This is a genomic window from Streptomyces sp. NPDC057939, assembly GCF_042887545.1.
Taxonomy (GTDB): domain Bacteria; phylum Actinomycetota; class Actinomycetes; order Streptomycetales; family Streptomycetaceae; genus Streptomyces.
Window position 1 is genome coordinate 59223 of the sequence record NZ_JBHVPG010000017.1, and the last position, 15493, is coordinate 74715.

Below are 15493 nucleotides of genomic sequence, written 5' to 3' on the forward strand. Positions count from 1 at the left end.
ACCGTCAGGAATTCGCCTGCCCCGGAAATGTCGTCCGACACTCTCCGGGACGGCTTTTTCCGAATGTGCGGCGGGGACGGTTGCCGATCCTTTGGAGGCAACCCGTTCCCGAATGCGTCACGGCAACCGTCCCTCACGGGCGCGGCTACCCAAAAACCTCGGCCGTACTACACGGCCTCGGTACCGGGCGTGCTACCAGCGGTACCAGCGGCCGCTGCCGCCCTTCGGACGGGCGACGAACCCGACCAGCCACAGCACCAGTACGGCGATGGCGACCCACCAGAGGATCTTCACCGCGAATCCGGCACCGAAGAGGATCAGGGCGAGCAGAAGAACAAGAAGCAGGGGAATCATGGTTGTTACCTCCGAGGCTCCTTCTGTCCGCCGCCCGCCCGAGCATGCGCGGGAAATTTACTTGTTTCTTATCGGTGCAGGCGGGAAGCAGAAAGGCCCTCGCAGACGGCCGCGCGGCTACGCGTAGGGCGATTCGTCCCGGGCGGTGGACAAGCGGGGTTCGATGTCGCCGGCCCAGGAACGGGCCCATGCGCGGAGGGTGGTGATGGCGTCGTCGTCGAGGCCGTAGGCGGCGAATTCCTCGTCGTCGTACCAGTCGGCGCCGGTGAGGCGGGCGTGGAGGTCGTCGAGTCGGAACTCGTCGCGGCCGTGCCGGGCGCCGAGCCGTTCCAGGCCCGCGAAGGGGTGGTGGCGGTGGGCGGCGTGGACGTCGATGAGGTCGCGCACGGCTCCGCGGTCGGCCAGGGCGCGGACCTTGGTGCCGATCACGTCGTCCAGCGCGAGGACCGGCCCGTACTCGGTGTCCTGCGGGGCGAACCACAGGTTCTCCTTGAGGACGTCGACCTCGCAGCGCCCGCCGCCCCGGAGGTCGGTGACCATCAGGCGGGCGGACAGCGGGTCCACGCCGATGACGTCGACGCCCCAGCCGCGCTTGGTGAGCTCGTGGACCAGGTCGGCGGCGATGTCGTCCATCGGGGCCGGGTTCTCGGTGGCCACGTCGAGGTCCTGGCTGAGACGGTCGACGAGCCCGTGGGCCTGGACGGCGTAACCGCCGGTGATCACGAGGGGGTACGGGCTGCCGATGGCGATCACGTCGGCGAGGAGCCGGCGGTGGAGTGCGGTCAGGTTCACGCGGCCGGGTTCACGCGGCCGGGGACGACGTCCGGGGGGTGAGCCGCGGGAAGGCGTCCTCCCACACCTGCCGGACGTGGCGGCTGATGAGGGTGCGCAGGACGGGCCACTGCGCGAGCAGCAGGTGCTGGTCGAGGAGGTCCGTCAGGTCGTCGTGCAGGCCTTCGGCGAGGACGGTGCGGTAGAGGCTCATGCGCTGGCGCGGCCGGTCCAGGTCGTACGTGCGCAGCCCCGACCAGGCGATGTGCGGCGGCAGAGTGACGGGGCCGGACGTGGGGCCGGTCAGCTCGCCGAGGGAGGCCGGCAGGCGGTCGGCGTACCGGGCGCGCAGGACCTCTCCGGCCTTTGCCGGGGGGACGGGAGAGGTCAGTCGCTGCGCCATGGGGCCAGTATCGCGCGTCCCACCCCCCCCCGGCACCGCGACCGTGACGTCCCGCCCCGGGATCCTCCGGGACGGCGGGCCGCCGGGGCTGTCGTACGGGGCCGTCCCCGGTGGGGCGGGTGGGGCGGGCGCGGCGGGTGGAGCCGTCCGCGCCCGGGCGGGGGCGCGCGCGTGCGGGTGGGGCCGCACGCGCGCGGGTGGCCGCCCCGGCCATCGCGGCGGGCGCTGCGCTGGAGCTGCCGCGCCCGCCCTGGTCCGGCCGTCCTGGTCGGCGCGCCCGGGTCCGGCCTTCCGGCCCGCCGCCCGCAGGGGGCCGGAAGGGAGTCCCGGCGAGAGCTACCGGGCGGGGATGATCAGGCGTGCGTGATCGGGGTGGGGGTGATCAGGCGTGCGTGATCGGGCGGGGATGATCGGATGAGCGTGATCAGGCGTTGACGCAGGTGTTGCCGAAGGCCGGGTTCAGCAGGCCGATGACGCTGACCGAGTTGCCGCACGCGTTGATCGGGATGTGGATGGGGACCTGGATCAGGTTCCCGGACAGCACGCCGGGCGAGCCGATGGCGGCACCCTGGGCACCGGCGTCCGCGGAGGCCATGGAGGCGCCGCCGAACACGACCGCTCCGGCTGCGAGGACGAGACCGGCGCTCTTCAGAACACGCGACATGAGGGTTCTCCTTCACGAACGGGGGGCCGGCCCGCACCCCGGGGGCACGCGCCGCGCCGGCTCCATCGGGGCCGGCAGCTGCGATTCGTCGTCCTCACGCACCCGGCTTGGTGACAGTCGGGTTCTTCCCCCGCACGGGTGATGCCGCGTGCGGATCCCGCGGACGGCCATCGCCCGCGGAGCGCGAAGCGCAGCGGGTGTGCGGGCGGTGCGGGTGGTGCGGGTCGCGTTCGCCGCCGCCGGGTGGCGGGCCTGCTCGAACCCCTCGGCCTGCACGAATCCTTCGGCCTGCGCGAACCCCTCGGCCGCCCCGACCACGCCGTGCCGCTCCGGAGGCGCGGTCCGCCGGGATACGTACGGTCGAGCGATCCGGTCACTCGATCGCGAGTTCTTCGGCGCCCGGGCGGCCGTGCCGCGATGCTCGCAAGGGTGGCGCGTGACCGGCGTCGCCGGGGCGTGGGGCGAGCGGGGGAACGCGATGGCACAGGGCACGGGGCCGGAGGGCCGGGCGGTGCTGCTGGTGGCCGGGCTGGCCGATCTGGCGCTGACGACGGCGGGCTCGGCGTTGGGCACCGTGATGGGCACGGTCGGCGGACTGCTGCGCCGCTCGGACGCCGCCGAGTTGGCGGCGGAGGCCGAGCACGACCTGGTGGCGCGCGGACGCCTGGTGTTGGACCGGTACGCGTCCGTGCCGCCGGCCCACCTGGAGCTCCTCGCCCGGCACGTGATGGCCCGCGCGAACGACGGCGGGTGACCGGTGGCGCATGACCGGTGGGCGCAGGCCGCCTTCAAGACCCGTGTCGACGAGGTGCTGCACCGGGTCGTCGCCGAGGAGGCCGATCGGTTCGCGGCGATCGACGCGAGCCTGGGCGCGGTGGCCGAGCAGCTGGAGGCTTCCGTCGCGCACGGCAAACGGTTGCGGGCGGCGTTCTGCTACTGGGGTTGGCGGTCGGTGGGGCAGCCGGACAGCGACGCACTGGTGCGGGCGGCGGCCTCCATGGAGTTGGTGCACGCCGCGGCGGTCGTGCACGACGACCTCATCGACGACAGCCCGCTGCGGCACGGGCGGCCCACCGCGCACGTCGCCCTGCGTCGCGCCGTGAGCGGTCGACCGGAGGTCCGGGGCGCCCCGGACGCCGCGGACGCCGCGAGCGCCTTCGGCGCCGCCAGGTCGCTGGCGATGCTGGTCGGGGATCTGTTGATGTCGCTGGCCGGTCAGCTGTTCGCCACCTGCGGGCTGCCCTCCGCGTACGTGGCCCGGGCGCGCCCGCTGTGGTCGGTGATGGCGCGGGAGCTGATCGCGGGCGAGTGCCTGGAGATCCTGCGTACCGGAACCGGTCCGGACACGGCGGCGGCGCTGAAGGTGGTCCGCTACAAGACCGCCAAGTACACCGTCGAGCACCCCCTGCTCATCGGCGGTGCGCTGGCGGGTGCCGGGGCGCGGTTGCGCGAGGGCTATTCCGCGTACGGGCTTCCGCTGGGTGAGGCGTTCCAACTGCGGGACGATCTGCTCGGCCTGTTCGGGGACCCGGAGCACACGGGCAAGGCCAACGCCGACGACGTGCACGGCAACCGGCCCACGACCCTGTTGGCCGAGACCTGGCGCCTGGCCGACGAGGAGGCGCGGGAATCCCTGCGGGCCCTGCTGGGCCGGGCCGACCTCGATGGGGAGGGCCTGGACGCGGTCCGCGGGACGATGCGCCGGCTCAAGGCTCCCGACCGCGTCGAGGAAATGATCGCCGCGCGGGTCGAGGAGGCCCTCGCCGCCCTCCACGAGCTGGCCGTGCCGAAGGAGGCGGCCACCGCGCTGACGGCCTTGGCGCATTCGGCGTCGGTCCGGCTGTCCTGACCGACGCGGCCGGGCACGGCCCCGTGACCCGAGCACCTTCTCCGCCTTCGAGGAGCCCTGCCATGACCTGGACCGAGGCGTCGATGGACGCCCTGCGGCAGACCGGTGACCGACTCGCCGACGCGACCGTCGCCACGCTCTTCGAACGCGGGGAGGTGGGGAAGTTCAACACCCTGATGCGCTACGTCTCCACCGCCGGGGCGCCCTTGCCGGACGGTCTGCCCGACGTCGCCCGGGAGTACCTCGAAGCCACGAGCTTCCCGCCGTCCTGGGTGGACTGGGGCGAGATGGAGAAGGCGCGGCTCTTCTTCATCGACAACAACGTGCACATCTCCACGGCCCTCTCCTTCGCCTCCATGCCGGCCTGCTACCTCGTTCCGCACGTGGCGAAGCTGCTGTCGGCGACCCACGGGTTGAAGTACCCCTCGAAGCGGATGGCGGAGACGGGCCAGTTCACCGTCCTCCTGATGCAGCCCGACGCCTTCGAGGCCGGCAGCCGGTTCGTCCCCGCCGTGCAGAAGGTCCGTCTCCTGCACGCGGCCATCCGCCACCACCTCGTGCGCGAGGACCGGTGGGACACGGCGACGCTCGGGACGCCGATCTGTCAGGAGGACATGATCGGCGGGCAGATGTTCTTCTCGCTGCTCGTGCTGGACAGCCTGCACCGGTTGAACATCCACATGTCCTCGGAGGGCGCGGAAGCCTACTACTACGCCTGGCGCGTGGTCGGGGCCATGCTCGGCGTCGACCAGGAGGCCGTGCCCGAGTCCCTCGACGACGCACGCCGGTTCCTCGACCTGTACATGGTCCGGCACATGGGGCCGTCCGAGGAGGGCGCGCTGCTGACCCGGCAGCTCATCGACCTGTACGAGGAGATCGTGCCCGGGACCTTCTTCGACCCGGTCGTCTCGGCCCTCATCCGCCACCTCATCGGCGATACCTGCGCCGATTGGCTCCAGGTGCCGCGCACCCCGTGGGACACCGTCGTCAAGGCCGCGCCCCACCTGCTCGGCATCCTGGAAACCATCGAGGACCGTTCACCGCTCGGCGCCTGGGCCCTGGACCGCCTCGGGCACCTCACGACGGTCCTGGAGCTGTCCTCCCTCACCCGTGGGCGCGTCATGCACTACGCCATCCCGGAACAGCTCAAGAAGGACTACGGGATCACGGGCACGGTGCCCCGGTCACACCGGTGGAATCCCCCGGCCGCCTCGGTCCCGTAGGGCTCCCGCGGCCGGGGCGCCCCGACCCGCCCCGGGATCGGCGCGGGTCGGACGCGGGTCAGGCGCGGCAGCGCAACATGGTCAGCGGGAGATTGCCGTCGAGGTCGGCCCAGAACTCCTCGCCGTACTCCTGCACGCCGGCGGCGGAGATCTCCAGGGGCACCCAGGTGATGTCCTTGAAGCCGGCCGCTTGGAGGCTCTTCTCGTAGACCTCGCGGCTGGGCGGGTTCGCGACGAACGAGATCGGCGGGTCGAGGAGCGCCGTGATCCTCACGCGCGGCCCGATCTCGGTCTCCTCGCCGAGGGACTCGCACAGGAATCCGTACTTGGCCAGGGACGGCCCGCCGAACCGGTAGTCCGGGTTCTGTACGAAGGCGAAGAACTCGGCGCCCTCCGCGACGCTGCGGTGGATGTTGCGACACATCCGCTCGATGGTGGCGACGTCGTCGGCGTAGTTGAACAGTTGGACCGCGACGGCGATGTCGAAGGGCTTCTCGAAGGAGCGCAGTTCGGCGACGTCGCCCACCTCGTAGTCCACGCCGAGCGGCTCGCGGTCCTCCAGGGCCCGGGCCGCGTCGATCATCGCGGAGGAGATGTCCACGCCGAGGACGTGGGAGGCGCCGCGGCGCTTGAACTCACGGCTGTAGAAGCCGGTGCCCGAGGCGAGGTCGAGGATCGACCTGCCGGTCACGTCCCCGACGAGGGCGAGGAAGCCGGGGACCTCCCCGTAGCGTGCGAGAGGGAGGGTCTTGAAGCCTTCGAACGCCTCGCCGATCCCGTCGTACAGCTGACCGCTCATGGTGTTGATCCCCCTGTTGTCCTCGGCTCCGGCCTTCTTCGGACCGGTGTCCGTGACCGGAAGTCTTGCGCTCGTCGGCCGGGACGTCGTACTGGCGGATCACACGAATGTGGCGGGGGTGTTTGGTGTGCAGATCGTATGAGCGGTACGGGTGTTGACGGCCCGGCGGATGCGCCGGCGAGGTGAACATCCGTCAAACGGAATGGCTCCGGGCGGCCCGGCCGAATTGATCGTCAGCGGGGTTCGTGGGCTGCCACGCGGCAGGCGCCGTTCGCGGCGCCGCCCGGCACACCGGCTTCGGTCAGGCCGGTCACACAGCCCTGGAGGTCGCTGCTGACACCCCGTTGGCACGCCGTGGTGACGGCGTCGGTGACGGCGACTCCCGTCCGGGCGGCCATGCGGGTGCAGGCGGGGATGTCCGCCACGGCGGTGGGGGCGGCGAGGGCCGCTCCACCGAGGGTGAGGGTGAGGCCGGTGAGGACACCGGCGGCGATGCGGGTCGTCGTGCGCATGGGACGCACCTGCCTTCCGAGCCGTGGCGCTCCTCGGGGCCGCCGCGCCGAGCCGCCGCACGGCCCGTCCACGCCGTCCACGACCGTCGCGGGATGCCGCGGGGTCCCGCGGAGGCGCGCCCCTCGTCGTACTTCCACCGTACGACCGGGCGCGCCTCCCCACGAGCGCAGGGCTTCGGGAGCGCGGTGCCTCAGGAGGGCAGCGAGTCGAGCCAGTCGGTCAGGAGCCGGTTGACCTCGGTGGGGTGCTCCTGCTGGATCCAGTGGCCGCAGTCCTCAAGGATCCGGGAGGTGTGCAGGCCCGGGAGGGTGATGGGGAACGCGCGGATCGCCTCGGTCAACCACGTGGTGGAGGCGTCCAGGTCGCCGCCGATGAACAGCGACGGCTGGGTGATGGGGGCGCCCGCGAAGTCGGCGAGGTCCTTCCAGTCCCGGTCCATGTTCCGGTAGCGGTTGAGCGGCCCGCTCAGGCCGGTCCGCTCGAACTCCCCGCTGTAGAAGTCGAGGTCGTCCTCGCCTAGCCAGGCGGGCAACCGGCCCGAGGGGAAGCGGTCGCTCAGCCTCGCGCCCTGCGCCCGGCTGACGAAGTGCGGGGCGGGGGCGTCGGGCGCGGGCTGGGTGTCGGCGGACATGGCGGCGTAGAAGCCCGCGATCCAGTCGCGCACGTCGGGCTCGATCTCCGCCTCGGCCCGGCCGGGCTCCTGGAAGTAGGAGATGTAGAACTCCTCGTCCCCGCCCATGGCCGCGAAGACCTCACTGGGCATCGGACCGCCGCGCGGGGCGTAGGGGACGCTGAGCATCCCCACCGCGCGGAAGACGTCCGGCCTGGTCAGGGCGGAGTTGGCGGCGATGGCCGACCCCCAGTCGTGGCCGATGATCACCGCGGACCGTTCGCCCAGGGCGTGCACGACCGCGACGTTGTCCTCGACCAGTTCCAGCATCCGGTACGCCTCGACGTCGCCGGGCTTGGAGGAACGGCCGTAGCCGCGGACGTCGATCGCGGCCACGCGGTAGCCGGCCGCGGCCAGGACCGGCATCTGGTGGCGCCAGGAGTACCAGGATTCGGGGAAGCCGTGCACGAGCAGCACCAGCGGCCCGGCGCCCTGCTCCACCACGTGGATCCGGCCCGCCGGCGAGGCGACCAGCCGGTGGGTGACTTCCGTGGCCTGCTGCGACATGAATCCTCCAGGGTGTTCGACCTGCCGTGTACCAGGCCGGTACCCGATCATGCCGCCCGTAGTGCGGGTGTGGCGAGCGTAGTTGCCGGGTCGGCAACAACGGATCCCGGGATGTCCGCCCCGCGCTTGCGGTGGGGCGGGGACGATGGACCCCATGAACGACCTGCCCATGCCGACCGCCGTCGAGATCCCCACCGAACGTCTCCGTCTGCGAAGGGCGCACGACGCCGACATCGACGGGCTCGTCGAGCTGCGTACCGATCCTCAGGTCCGGGCCCACCTCGGCGGCCCGCGACCCCGGAGCGTCGTCGAGCAGTACTTCCGTACGAACGGCGTCGGGGTCCTTGCCGACAGGCCCGGCACGTACGTGATCGCCGACAAGGAATCCGACCGTCTGATCGGCACGCTCGTGCTCGACCGCCGCTCCGCCGACCTCCCCGGGCACGTCACGGAGGAGGGTGGGGAGCTGGAGCTGTCGTACGTGGTCCGGCGCGGCGATTGGGGTGCGGGGTTCGCATTCGAGGCCGCCTCGGCCGCTTTGCGCGCGGCGGCCGGCGAACTGCCCGACCAGCCGGTCCTGGTGGTGACGCAGACGGCCAACGAGCGTTCGCTCGAACTCGCCGCCCGCCTGGGCTTCCGGCCCGCGGGCACGTTCGAGGCGTACGACGCGGAGCAAGCCCTTCGCGTGGCCGAGCTGCATTCGTTCGGGCCGGCCGCGGGACTGGGTTTCCGAGGCGCGCTCGCTCGCGGCCGTTCAGTGGGGGAGCACCCAGTGCGGTGACCAGGTTCCCGGGGTGTCGTGGGCGGTCGGAGTGGTGGCGAGGTGGGTTCTGAGGGTGTTGAGCGCCGGGTGGGGGTTGTCCCTGTGCCACAGGAGGGAGTGCGGGTACACGGGTGTCGGGTCGGTCACCGGGATGCGACGCAGGCCGTGGCCGGCGGGCCAGACGAGGCGGGTCTGCTCGCCCATGAAGGTGGCGAGGGCCGGGGTGTCGGCGACGGTGTCGAGGAGGGCGTCGGAGCCGAAGTTGGGGCCGGTCGCCTCGATGGTGAGGCCGAACGCGGCGACGAGGTCGTCGTAGTAGGCGGCCCACTCGGTGCCGGGGACGATGCCCGGCATCCAGATCCGGTGTCCGACGAGCCGTGCCATGGTCACGGACCGGGCCGCGGCCAGGGCGTGGCCGGGTCCGGTGAGGAGTTGGAGGGGCTCGTCGAGCACCCGGACGGACTCGATGTCCTCGGGCAGGGGCCGGCCGGGCGCGGCGACGGCTCGGAAGGAGGCGTCGATCGTGCCGGAGCGGAGGGCGGCGACGGCCGTCTCGATGTCGAAGAGCATCACCACGTCGAGGTCGATCCCGGGGTGCGCCCGGTGGAATCCGCGCATCAGGCCCGACGCCGCGACCCGTGAGGCGATGACGTCGACGCGCAGTGGCCTGCGGCCGGTGCGCACGGACGCGGCGGCGCGGTCGGCCACGCGCAGCAGCTCGCGCGCGTGCGGCAGGAAGGCCTGGCCGTCGATGGTGAGTTCGGCGCCGCGCGGTGTGCGGGTGAACAGTCGCACGCCGAGGTCGCGCTCCAGGGCGGCGATGCGTTTGGAGACGGCCTGCTGGGTCACGCCGAGCTCGGAGGCGGCTTCCTGGAACTGCCCGGCGTCGGCGGCGGTGACGAACGTGCGGACGGTGTCGAGGTCCATCCGGACACCCTAGGGCCACAACCATTGGTTGTGGGGGATGCTCTCCTGGTTGTTTGATCCCTGGTCGTCAGGCTCGCTTTGATGGTTCCGATCGCGGATCGGTTGTGGGCGAGGAGCTTCGTACGTGAAGAGCGGGCACCGGCTCGGGCGCCGGTTCGGGTGGTTGTGGGCGGCGTACGGGTCGAGCGCGCTCGGCACGTGGCTGGCCTTCGGCGCGTTCCCGCTGATCGCCATCGAGGTGCTGGGCGCCGGACCGGCCGAGGTCGCGCTGCTCGCCTCCGCGGGGGCCGCGGTGGGCGCGGCGGTGGCGGTTCCGCTCGGCCCGTGGGTCGAGTTCCGTCGCAAGCGGCCGGTGCTGATCGCGATGGACCTGGTGCGGTGCGCGGCGCTGCTGACGGTGCCCGCCGCGTTCGCGTTCGGGGTGCTCGGCTTCGTTCAGCTGTTGCTGGTCTCGATCGTCGTCGCGGCGGCCGACATCACCTTCCGCGCCGCCTCGGGCGCCTACCTGAAGACGCTGCTGCCGGCCGAGGACCTGCTCGTCGCCAACGCCCGGTTGGAGTCCACCGCCTGGGCGACCACGATCGTCGGACCGCCGCTGGGCGGTGCGGCGATCGGGCTCCTCGGCCCGGTGGCGACGGTGGTGGCCGACGCCGTCAGCTACCTGCTGTCGGCCATGGGCCTGCGCGCGATGGGTGGTCCGGAGCCGCGCCCCGAACGGGCCGAGCGCCCCGAGCTCACCGAACGGGCCGAGCGCCGTGACGCCGTGGAGGGGCGGGCCGCGGGCATGCGGGCCGGGGATCTGCTCGACGGCTGGCGGCACGTCCTCGCCGACCCGACGCTGCGCCCCCTGTTCTTCAACACCGTCCTGTTCAACGGCCTGGTGATGGCCGCCTCGCCGCTACTGGCCGTCCTGATGCTCGGCCCGCTCGGTTTCACGGCGTGGCAGTACGGGCTCGCCTTCGCGGTGCCCTCGATCGGCGGGTTGCTGGGCTCACGGCTGGCCCCGCCGCTCGTCGGCCGGTTCGGGCAGCACCGGGTCCTGGTCGTGTCCGGGACGCTGCGCGCGCTCTGGCCCGTGGGCCTGGCGTTCCTGGGGCCGGGGACGGCGGGGTTGCTGTTGGTGATGGGCATCGAGTTCGGGCTCGTCCTGTGCTGCGGTGTCTTCAACCCCGTCCAGGCGACCCACCGCCTGGAGCGCACCGCGGGCGACCGGGTGGCCCGGACGCTGTCCGCCTGGGCGGTGACGGCCAAGGCCTCGACCGCGCTGCTGACGGCCGTCTGGGGCCTACTGGGCGTCCTGCTCGGCCCGCGCACGGCCATCGGTCTGGCCGGCGTACTCGTGCTGGCGACCCCGCTCCTGCTCCCCCGCCGTGAGGCGGATCCTGCGCGCGAGCCGAGTGCGGCGCCACGAGGGCCGGCTCAGGTGTAGGCGGCCGTGTCGCGGACCGCGCCGAACCGGGGGAAGGTCCGTTCCACCGTGAGGTCGTGTTCGTCCGCGGCGAAGCCGGACATCGCGTCGGCGACGAACTCCAGCTCGTAGCCGTGGTCGCTCGCGGCGCGCGCGGTGGACTCGACCCCCATCGTGGTCACCAGTCCGGCGAGCACCAGCGTGTCCACGCCCAGGTCGCGCAGCCGCTCGTGCAGGTCGGTGCCGTGGAACGCCCCGACGGTCCGCTTGACGACCAGGGCGTCGCCGGGCCGGACCAGGTCGTCGGCGAAGCCGCTGCCCGGCGGCTGCTCGCTCACGTTCGGCCGCTCCACCCGGACCAGCACGACCGGGCGGCCGCCGGCCCTGAAAGCCTCCGCCAACCGGCGGCAACGTGCCAACACCTCGTCACCGGAGTGCGGGGCGAGGGGCAACGCGATGATGCGGGGCATCAGATCGATGAGGACGAGCGCGGTGGTCACGCGGACGATGGTAGGTCGGGCCGGGGTCCCGACGCTCCCGGAATCGGTCGGTCCGGGGGTGCGGCAGGATGGGCGGGTGAACGCACAACGGGGAAGCACAGTAGAACGGTCGATCGCGGATCTCGCCCGGGCACTCGTCGCGGCGGACGCCGGCGGCTGGACGCCGGACGGGGTGAAGTCCCTGGCGGGGCAGCTCGGATGGGCCTGGGGCGGTACGCCGGACCGGCCCCTCCTGGTCACCGGCCCGACATCGGGCGATGCCCGTCTGCGGCCGGTCGGCAAGTACGAGGAACGGTACGTCGACGGCGAGTCGTACGTGGAGCTGGCGGTCCCGCTGGCGGCCGTCGCGGACGACGCCGCGGCGCAGGCCGCCGCGTTCCGCGCCGCCAGGGAGGAACTGGTCGCGGCGCTGGGCAAGCCGTCCGTCATGGGTTCGCACGGCGGGATGGGCCCCTTCTACGACAGCGGGCCGCTCTGGGGCGCCCCCTTCACGCGCTGGCGCGGCAGTCCGAACACCCTGGAGCTGCGCGCCGGTGGGTCGGGCCCCGAGCTCGTCCTGCGGCCCACCGGCCCGGCGGAGAACTGGTTCTGGCGCCAGGGCGTCGGCGAGGAACACTCGATCAGCGGGTTCTTCGGCAGCAATCGTGACCCCGCCAATGCCGGCCTCGGCCTTCCCGGCCGTTGGACGGCCCGGAGTTGGGAGACCGTCAGCACCTCGCTGGGCGACTTCCTGGGCGCGCTGCCCGCCGAGGCCGACGCCCTCGGCATCACCATCGGGATGCCGTTCTACGGGCGCACCGGCGCCGGTTCGCCCATCCTGTTCGACGTGGCGTGCGACGGCGACCGGCTGGCCCTCGGCTGCTTCGCCCCGGACGGCATCGATCCGGCCGCACTCGGCTGGGGCACCCTGGCCCAGTACCCGGACACCGCTTCGATCTGGAGCGACGACGCCCGGGTGTGGCGCGTGGACGCCGGCGGCCCCGGCGAACCGAAGGGCCACGCGCTCGCGGAGATGCTGGTGGCGACGGCCAGGGCGGTGGGGGTGGACGAGCCGACCGATCTGATCGTCGGCGGGGAGGCCGACTACGTCGACGGTTACCACGTCACGTACTACGGCCTGGGCCTTCCGACCGGCTGACACCGCGGCCGGGGCCCGGGTCGTCGCGACCCCGGGCCCGGCCCGCCGCCCGGGTGGGGTCGGGTCGGATGGACGGGCCGCGGCTGGGCAGCAGCGGGACATGGCCGTCCTTCGAAAGCTCGCCCGCCCGCTGCTCGCCGCTCCGTTCATCGCCGGTGGACTGCGCACCCTTCGCCACCCCGAGGCCGTCGCGGAAGTCGCCCAACCCGTCGCCCGGGAGGTCGGGAAGCACCTCCCGTCCTTCGCCGGGGATCCGGTCCGATTCGTACGTGTGACCAGTGCGGTCCAAACGGCAGCGGGTCTGCTGTTCGCGACGGGGCGCGCCCCGCGTGTGGCCGCGCTCACGCTCGCCGCCTCGCTGGTGCCGACCTCCCTCGCCACGCACGCGTTCTGGAAGGAGCGGGATCCGCACGAGCGGGCACGCCGGCGCGCCCACTTCCTGACCGACCTCGCGACCATGGGTGGGCTCCTGATCGCCGCCGCGGACACCCACGGCAAGCCCTCGCTCGCCTACCGCTCGCTGCACGCGCTCGACCGCCGGCACCCGGCGAGGGCGGTACGGCGCCCCGCCGAGGCGGTCGCGGCGAGTACGGTCGACCGTGCCAGGGCGGTCGTGGCCTCCCTGCCCGGCTCGCGCTGAGCCGGGACGGTCCGGCCGGCCACCGGCGGGCTACCGTACGCACCGCACGCACGCACCGCACGCACGCACCGCACGCACCGCACGCACCGCACGACATCCGGGTCCCGAGCCCGCCGCCGGTCGGGAACCGGCCGGACCGAGGAGGAGCACTCCATGGCAGACGCCCGTCACCCCGCCCGCAGCATGTCCGTCGCCGCGCTGCTCCGACCGGCCCCGCTCGGGCCGGGGCGCCTGACGGAGACCCTGGCCGCCGCCGCCCGCAACGCCCGGCGCCGCCGCGCCTCGGGGACGGCGGCCGTCTGCGCGACGGCGGGCCGGCACCGTCGCGGCTCCGACGGGGACGGGGCGCCCGGACCGGATGCCGGCGCCGGGGCGCGGTGCCACGAATCCCCCGCGTCCGGCGAGCGTCGCGAGCGGGCCCACCAGGCGGTCGAGGCCCGCACCACGGGCCCCGACGACCTGGCCTCGCTGCTCGCCATGCTGGACCTGCGGCGCCGGCCGGACGGCCGGTGAGGCGTCCGCTCGTCTGATCGCGCCCGTTCGGCTCCCGACCGCGCCGCCTCGGCCCCCGGTCTCCCGGCCCGTCCCTCCCCGTCCACTCCCATCCACTCCCGTCCCTTCCTCGGGCCGGTCGGCGTTCCCGCGATCAACGGGGCCGCCACCCGAGTCGACGGCCCCGGGGTGCCGGATCGGCCGGGGGCGCGCACAGTGGGGCCTTGAGGACGTACGGCCGCGCCTGAGCGGTGCACAGGCACGGCGTCGGCCCGTGCCGTCGGACGAGTGAGGATGCCCCATGGTCCAGCCCGCCCCGCCCGCTCCCTCCCCCGCCGGCTCCCCCGGCTCCTCCTCCGGGCCCGAGCCGATTCCGGCGGACCACGTCATCGTCCTGTTCGGCGCGACCGGCGACCTGGCCCGCCGCAAGCTGCTGCCCGGGCTGTTCCACCTGGCCCGGGCGGGGCTGATGCCGGGCCGCTACCGGATCGTCGGCAGCGCGCCGGCGGCCGAGGCCCTCACCGACCAGGGGTTCCGGGAGCACGCGCGGCAGGCCGTGGCGGAATTCGGCCGCTCGCGGCCCGAGGGCCCGGCCTGGGAGGCGTTCGAGGCCTGCCTGTCGTTCGGCGCCGCCGACACGGGAGCCGCGGAACCGCTGGTGGCGGCGGTCCGCGAGGCCGAGGCCGCCGTCGGGGGCAGCCCGCACCGGCTCTTCCACCTGGCCGTGCCGCCCGTCGCCTTCGCCTCGGTCATCGACCTGATCGGGGCCACGGGTCTCGCCCGGGACGCCCGGGTCATCGTCGAGAAGCCCTTCGGTACGGACCTGGCGTCCGCCCGCGCGCTCAACGCGACCATCCACGCCGTCTTCGACGAGTCCCGCGTCTTCCGCATCGACCACTTCCTCGGGAAGGAGGCCGTCGACAACATCCTGGCGCTGCGGTTCGCGAACGGCCTCTTCGAGCCGCTGTGGAACCGCGAGCACATCAGTCACGTACAGATCGACGTGCCCGAGCACATCGACATCCAGGGGCGCGCCCATTTCTTCGAGGGCACCGGAACCTTCCGCGACATGGTGGTCACGCACCTGTTCCAGCTGCTGGGGTTCGTCGCCATGGAGCCCCCGGTGACCCTGGGGGCGGACGCGCTGCGGGACGAGCAGGTCAAGGTCTTCCAGAGCATGCGGGCGGTGGACCCCGCCCACGTCGTCCGCGGTCAGTACACCGGCTACCGCGAAGAGCCCGGGGTCGCCCCGGAGTCGGACACCGAGACGTTCGTGGCGCTGCGGGTCGAGATCGACAACTGGCGGTGGGCCGGGGTGCCGTTCCACCTGCGTTCGGGGAAGGCCCTGGCGGAGGGCCGGCACGTGGTCACGCTCGGGCTCCGCGAGCCGGTGCTGCGGATGTTCCCGATGGACGCGCGCGAGGCGGCGGACGGCCGGGCCAACGAGATCGTCATCGACTTCGCCGATCCCGGCTCCCTCACCGCCCGGTTCCTGGTCAAGGAGCCGGGTCCGTCGATGCAGCTGGCGGAGGGCGACATGGTGTTCGCGTACCGCACCTCCTTCGCCACCGAGAACTCCCTGGAGGGGTACGAGCACCTCCTCCTGGAGGCGATGCGCGGCAACCAGGCCCTCTTCACCCGGTCCGACGGCGTCGAGCGGCTCTGGGAGGTGGCGACCCCGCTGCTCGACGCCCCGCCGCCGGTGCGGCCGTACGCGCCCGGGAGCTGGGGGCCCGCCGAGATCGACGCGCTCGTCGCGCCGTACCGCTGGCACCTGCCGGACCGGCGGCCCCGCGGATCGTAGCCGCCGAGCGGGCCATCACCGCGGCGCGGACCGAGCGGCCACTGCCGGTACGCGCGGCGGGCGGCGAG

18 protein-coding genes are annotated in these 15493 nt (G+C 73.3%); 9 read left to right on the top strand and 9 right to left on the bottom strand.

Annotated features, from left to right (window positions below; genetic code table 11):
• Positions 1-192: 192 nt before the first annotated feature.
• The 4 genes from ACFVS6_RS20105 to ACFVS6_RS20120 form a co-directional block, all read right to left on the bottom strand.
• Entirely contained in the window at positions 193-354 is a 162-nt protein-coding gene (locus ACFVS6_RS20105) for a hydrophobic protein (RefSeq protein WP_389705459.1), read from the bottom strand.
• Between the two features lie 117 nt (positions 355-471).
• The gene (locus ACFVS6_RS20110) at positions 472-1146 is read right to left on the bottom strand and encodes a nucleotidyl transferase AbiEii/AbiGii toxin family protein (RefSeq protein ID WP_389705461.1); all 675 of its coding nucleotides are present in this window, start codon (positions 1144-1146) and stop codon (positions 472-474) included.
• A 10-nt stretch (positions 1147-1156) separates the two neighbouring features.
• Positions 1157-1528, bottom strand: coding sequence for a hypothetical protein (locus ACFVS6_RS20115; protein WP_389705463.1), 372 nt, complete (start codon positions 1526-1528; stop codon positions 1157-1159).
• Positions 1529-1952: 424 nt separating this feature from the next.
• A complete protein-coding gene (locus ACFVS6_RS20120; RefSeq protein WP_281207891.1) occupies positions 1953-2192 on the bottom strand; it encodes a chaplin in 240 nt (79 codons plus the stop codon).
• A 478-nt stretch (positions 2193-2670) separates the two neighbouring features.
• Here ACFVS6_RS20120 and ACFVS6_RS20125 point away from each other — a divergent pair, with 478 nt between their 5' ends.
• From ACFVS6_RS20125 to ACFVS6_RS20135, 3 genes are all read left to right on the top strand, one after another.
• Positions 2671-2946 carry a polyprenyl synthetase gene (locus ACFVS6_RS20125; protein WP_389705601.1) on the top strand — a complete coding sequence of 92 codons (276 nt, stop codon included), beginning with the start codon at positions 2671-2673 and terminating at the stop codon, positions 2944-2946.
• A gap of 3 nt (positions 2947-2949) precedes the next feature.
• Positions 2950-4041: a polyprenyl synthetase family protein gene (locus ACFVS6_RS20130; protein WP_389705465.1), complete on the top strand. Its 1092-nt coding sequence runs from the start codon at positions 2950-2952 to the stop codon at positions 4039-4041.
• Between the two features lie 62 nt (positions 4042-4103).
• Positions 4104-5264, top strand: a complete 1161-nt coding sequence (locus tag ACFVS6_RS20135; RefSeq protein WP_389705467.1) for an oxygenase MpaB family protein — start codon at positions 4104-4106, stop codon at positions 5262-5264.
• A 58-nt stretch (positions 5265-5322) separates the two neighbouring features.
• Here ACFVS6_RS20135 and ACFVS6_RS20140 read toward each other — a convergent pair whose 3' ends face one another.
• The 3 genes from ACFVS6_RS20140 to ACFVS6_RS20150 all read right to left on the bottom strand — a co-directional run bounded on the left by ACFVS6_RS20140 (position 5323) and on the right by ACFVS6_RS20150 (position 7753).
• On the bottom strand, positions 5323-6063 hold the full coding sequence (locus ACFVS6_RS20140) for a class I SAM-dependent methyltransferase (protein WP_389705469.1): 741 nt from the start codon (positions 6061-6063) through the stop codon (positions 5323-5325).
• A 233-nt stretch (positions 6064-6296) separates the two neighbouring features.
• The gene (locus ACFVS6_RS20145; RefSeq protein ID WP_389705471.1) at positions 6297-6575 is read right to left on the bottom strand and encodes a hypothetical protein; all 279 of its coding nucleotides are present in this window, start codon (positions 6573-6575) and stop codon (positions 6297-6299) included.
• A gap of 191 nt (positions 6576-6766) precedes the next feature.
• Positions 6767-7753, bottom strand: coding sequence for an alpha/beta fold hydrolase (locus ACFVS6_RS20150; RefSeq protein ID WP_389705473.1), 987 nt, complete (start codon positions 7751-7753; stop codon positions 6767-6769).
• A 154-nt stretch (positions 7754-7907) separates the two neighbouring features.
• Between ACFVS6_RS20150 and ACFVS6_RS20155 the strand changes: the two genes are divergently transcribed.
• On the top strand, positions 7908-8534 hold the full coding sequence (locus ACFVS6_RS20155; protein ID WP_389705475.1) for a GNAT family N-acetyltransferase: 627 nt from the start codon (positions 7908-7910) through the stop codon (positions 8532-8534).
• Here the strand turns inward: ACFVS6_RS20155 and ACFVS6_RS20160 are convergent.
• Positions 8508-9443: a LysR family transcriptional regulator gene (locus tag ACFVS6_RS20160; RefSeq protein WP_389705478.1), complete on the bottom strand. Its 936-nt coding sequence runs from the start codon at positions 9441-9443 to the stop codon at positions 8508-8510. The genes ACFVS6_RS20155 and ACFVS6_RS20160 overlap by 27 nt on opposite strands.
• Before the next feature lie 124 nt (positions 9444-9567).
• Here ACFVS6_RS20160 and ACFVS6_RS20165 point away from each other — a divergent pair, with 124 nt between their 5' ends.
• The gene (locus ACFVS6_RS20165; RefSeq protein WP_389705479.1) at positions 9568-10872 is read left to right on the top strand and encodes an MFS transporter; all 1305 of its coding nucleotides are present in this window, start codon (positions 9568-9570) and stop codon (positions 10870-10872) included.
• Here ACFVS6_RS20165 and ACFVS6_RS20170 read toward each other — a convergent pair.
• Entirely contained in the window at positions 10863-11351 is a 489-nt protein-coding gene (locus ACFVS6_RS20170; protein ID WP_389705481.1) for an isochorismatase family protein, read from the bottom strand. The genes ACFVS6_RS20165 and ACFVS6_RS20170 overlap by 10 nt on opposite strands.
• Before the next feature lie 76 nt (positions 11352-11427).
• Between ACFVS6_RS20170 and ACFVS6_RS20175 the strand changes: the two genes are divergently transcribed.
• From ACFVS6_RS20175 to zwf, 4 genes are all read left to right on the top strand, one after another.
• Positions 11428-12489 (top strand): hypothetical protein, encoded by a 1062-nt coding sequence (locus ACFVS6_RS20175; protein ID WP_389705482.1) that lies wholly within the window; start codon positions 11428-11430, stop codon positions 12487-12489.
• Between the two features lie 100 nt (positions 12490-12589).
• Positions 12590-13129: a DoxX family protein gene (locus tag ACFVS6_RS20180; protein WP_389705484.1), complete on the top strand. Its 540-nt coding sequence runs from the start codon at positions 12590-12592 to the stop codon at positions 13127-13129.
• A gap of 153 nt (positions 13130-13282) precedes the next feature.
• Positions 13283-13642 (top strand): hypothetical protein, encoded by a 360-nt coding sequence (locus ACFVS6_RS20185; protein WP_389705485.1) that lies wholly within the window; start codon positions 13283-13285, stop codon positions 13640-13642.
• A gap of 280 nt (positions 13643-13922) precedes the next feature.
• The gene (gene zwf, locus ACFVS6_RS20190; protein WP_389705487.1) at positions 13923-15425 is read left to right on the top strand and encodes a glucose-6-phosphate dehydrogenase; all 1503 of its coding nucleotides are present in this window, start codon (positions 13923-13925) and stop codon (positions 15423-15425) included.
• The last annotated feature ends 68 nt before the right edge of the window (positions 15426-15493 follow it).

Excerpts from the sequence above, each read along its gene's own strand:
- ACFVS6_RS20105 (WP_389705459.1), bottom strand. The coding sequence starts at position 354 with ATGATTCCCCTGCTTCTTGTTCTTCTGCTCGCCCTGATCCTCTTCGGT.
- ACFVS6_RS20115 (WP_389705463.1), bottom strand. The coding sequence starts at position 1,528 with ATGGCGCAGCGACTGACCTCTCCCGTCCCCCCGGCAAAGGCCGGAGAG.
- ACFVS6_RS20120 (WP_281207891.1), bottom strand. The coding sequence starts at position 2,192 with ATGTCGCGTGTTCTGAAGAGCGCCGGTCTCGTCCTCGCAGCCGGAGCG.
- ACFVS6_RS20125 (WP_389705601.1), top strand. The coding sequence starts at position 2,671 with ATGGCACAGGGCACGGGGCCGGAGGGCCGGGCGGTGCTGCTGGTGGCC.
- ACFVS6_RS20135 (WP_389705467.1), top strand. The coding sequence starts at position 4,104 with ATGACCTGGACCGAGGCGTCGATGGACGCCCTGCGGCAGACCGGTGAC.
- ACFVS6_RS20140 (WP_389705469.1), bottom strand. The coding sequence starts at position 6,063 with ATGAGCGGTCAGCTGTACGACGGGATCGGCGAGGCGTTCGAAGGCTTC.
- ACFVS6_RS20145 (WP_389705471.1), bottom strand. The coding sequence starts at position 6,575 with ATGCGCACGACGACCCGCATCGCCGCCGGTGTCCTCACCGGCCTCACC.
- ACFVS6_RS20150 (WP_389705473.1), bottom strand. The coding sequence starts at position 7,753 with ATGTCGCAGCAGGCCACGGAAGTCACCCACCGGCTGGTCGCCTCGCCG.
- ACFVS6_RS20155 (WP_389705475.1), top strand. The coding sequence starts at position 7,908 with ATGAACGACCTGCCCATGCCGACCGCCGTCGAGATCCCCACCGAACGT.
- ACFVS6_RS20160 (WP_389705478.1), bottom strand. The coding sequence starts at position 9,443 with ATGGACCTCGACACCGTCCGCACGTTCGTCACCGCCGCCGACGCCGGG.
- ACFVS6_RS20180 (WP_389705484.1), top strand. The coding sequence starts at position 12,590 with ATGGCCGTCCTTCGAAAGCTCGCCCGCCCGCTGCTCGCCGCTCCGTTC.
- ACFVS6_RS20185 (WP_389705485.1), top strand. The coding sequence starts at position 13,283 with ATGGCAGACGCCCGTCACCCCGCCCGCAGCATGTCCGTCGCCGCGCTG.
- zwf (WP_389705487.1), top strand. The coding sequence starts at position 13,923 with ATGGTCCAGCCCGCCCCGCCCGCTCCCTCCCCCGCCGGCTCCCCCGGC.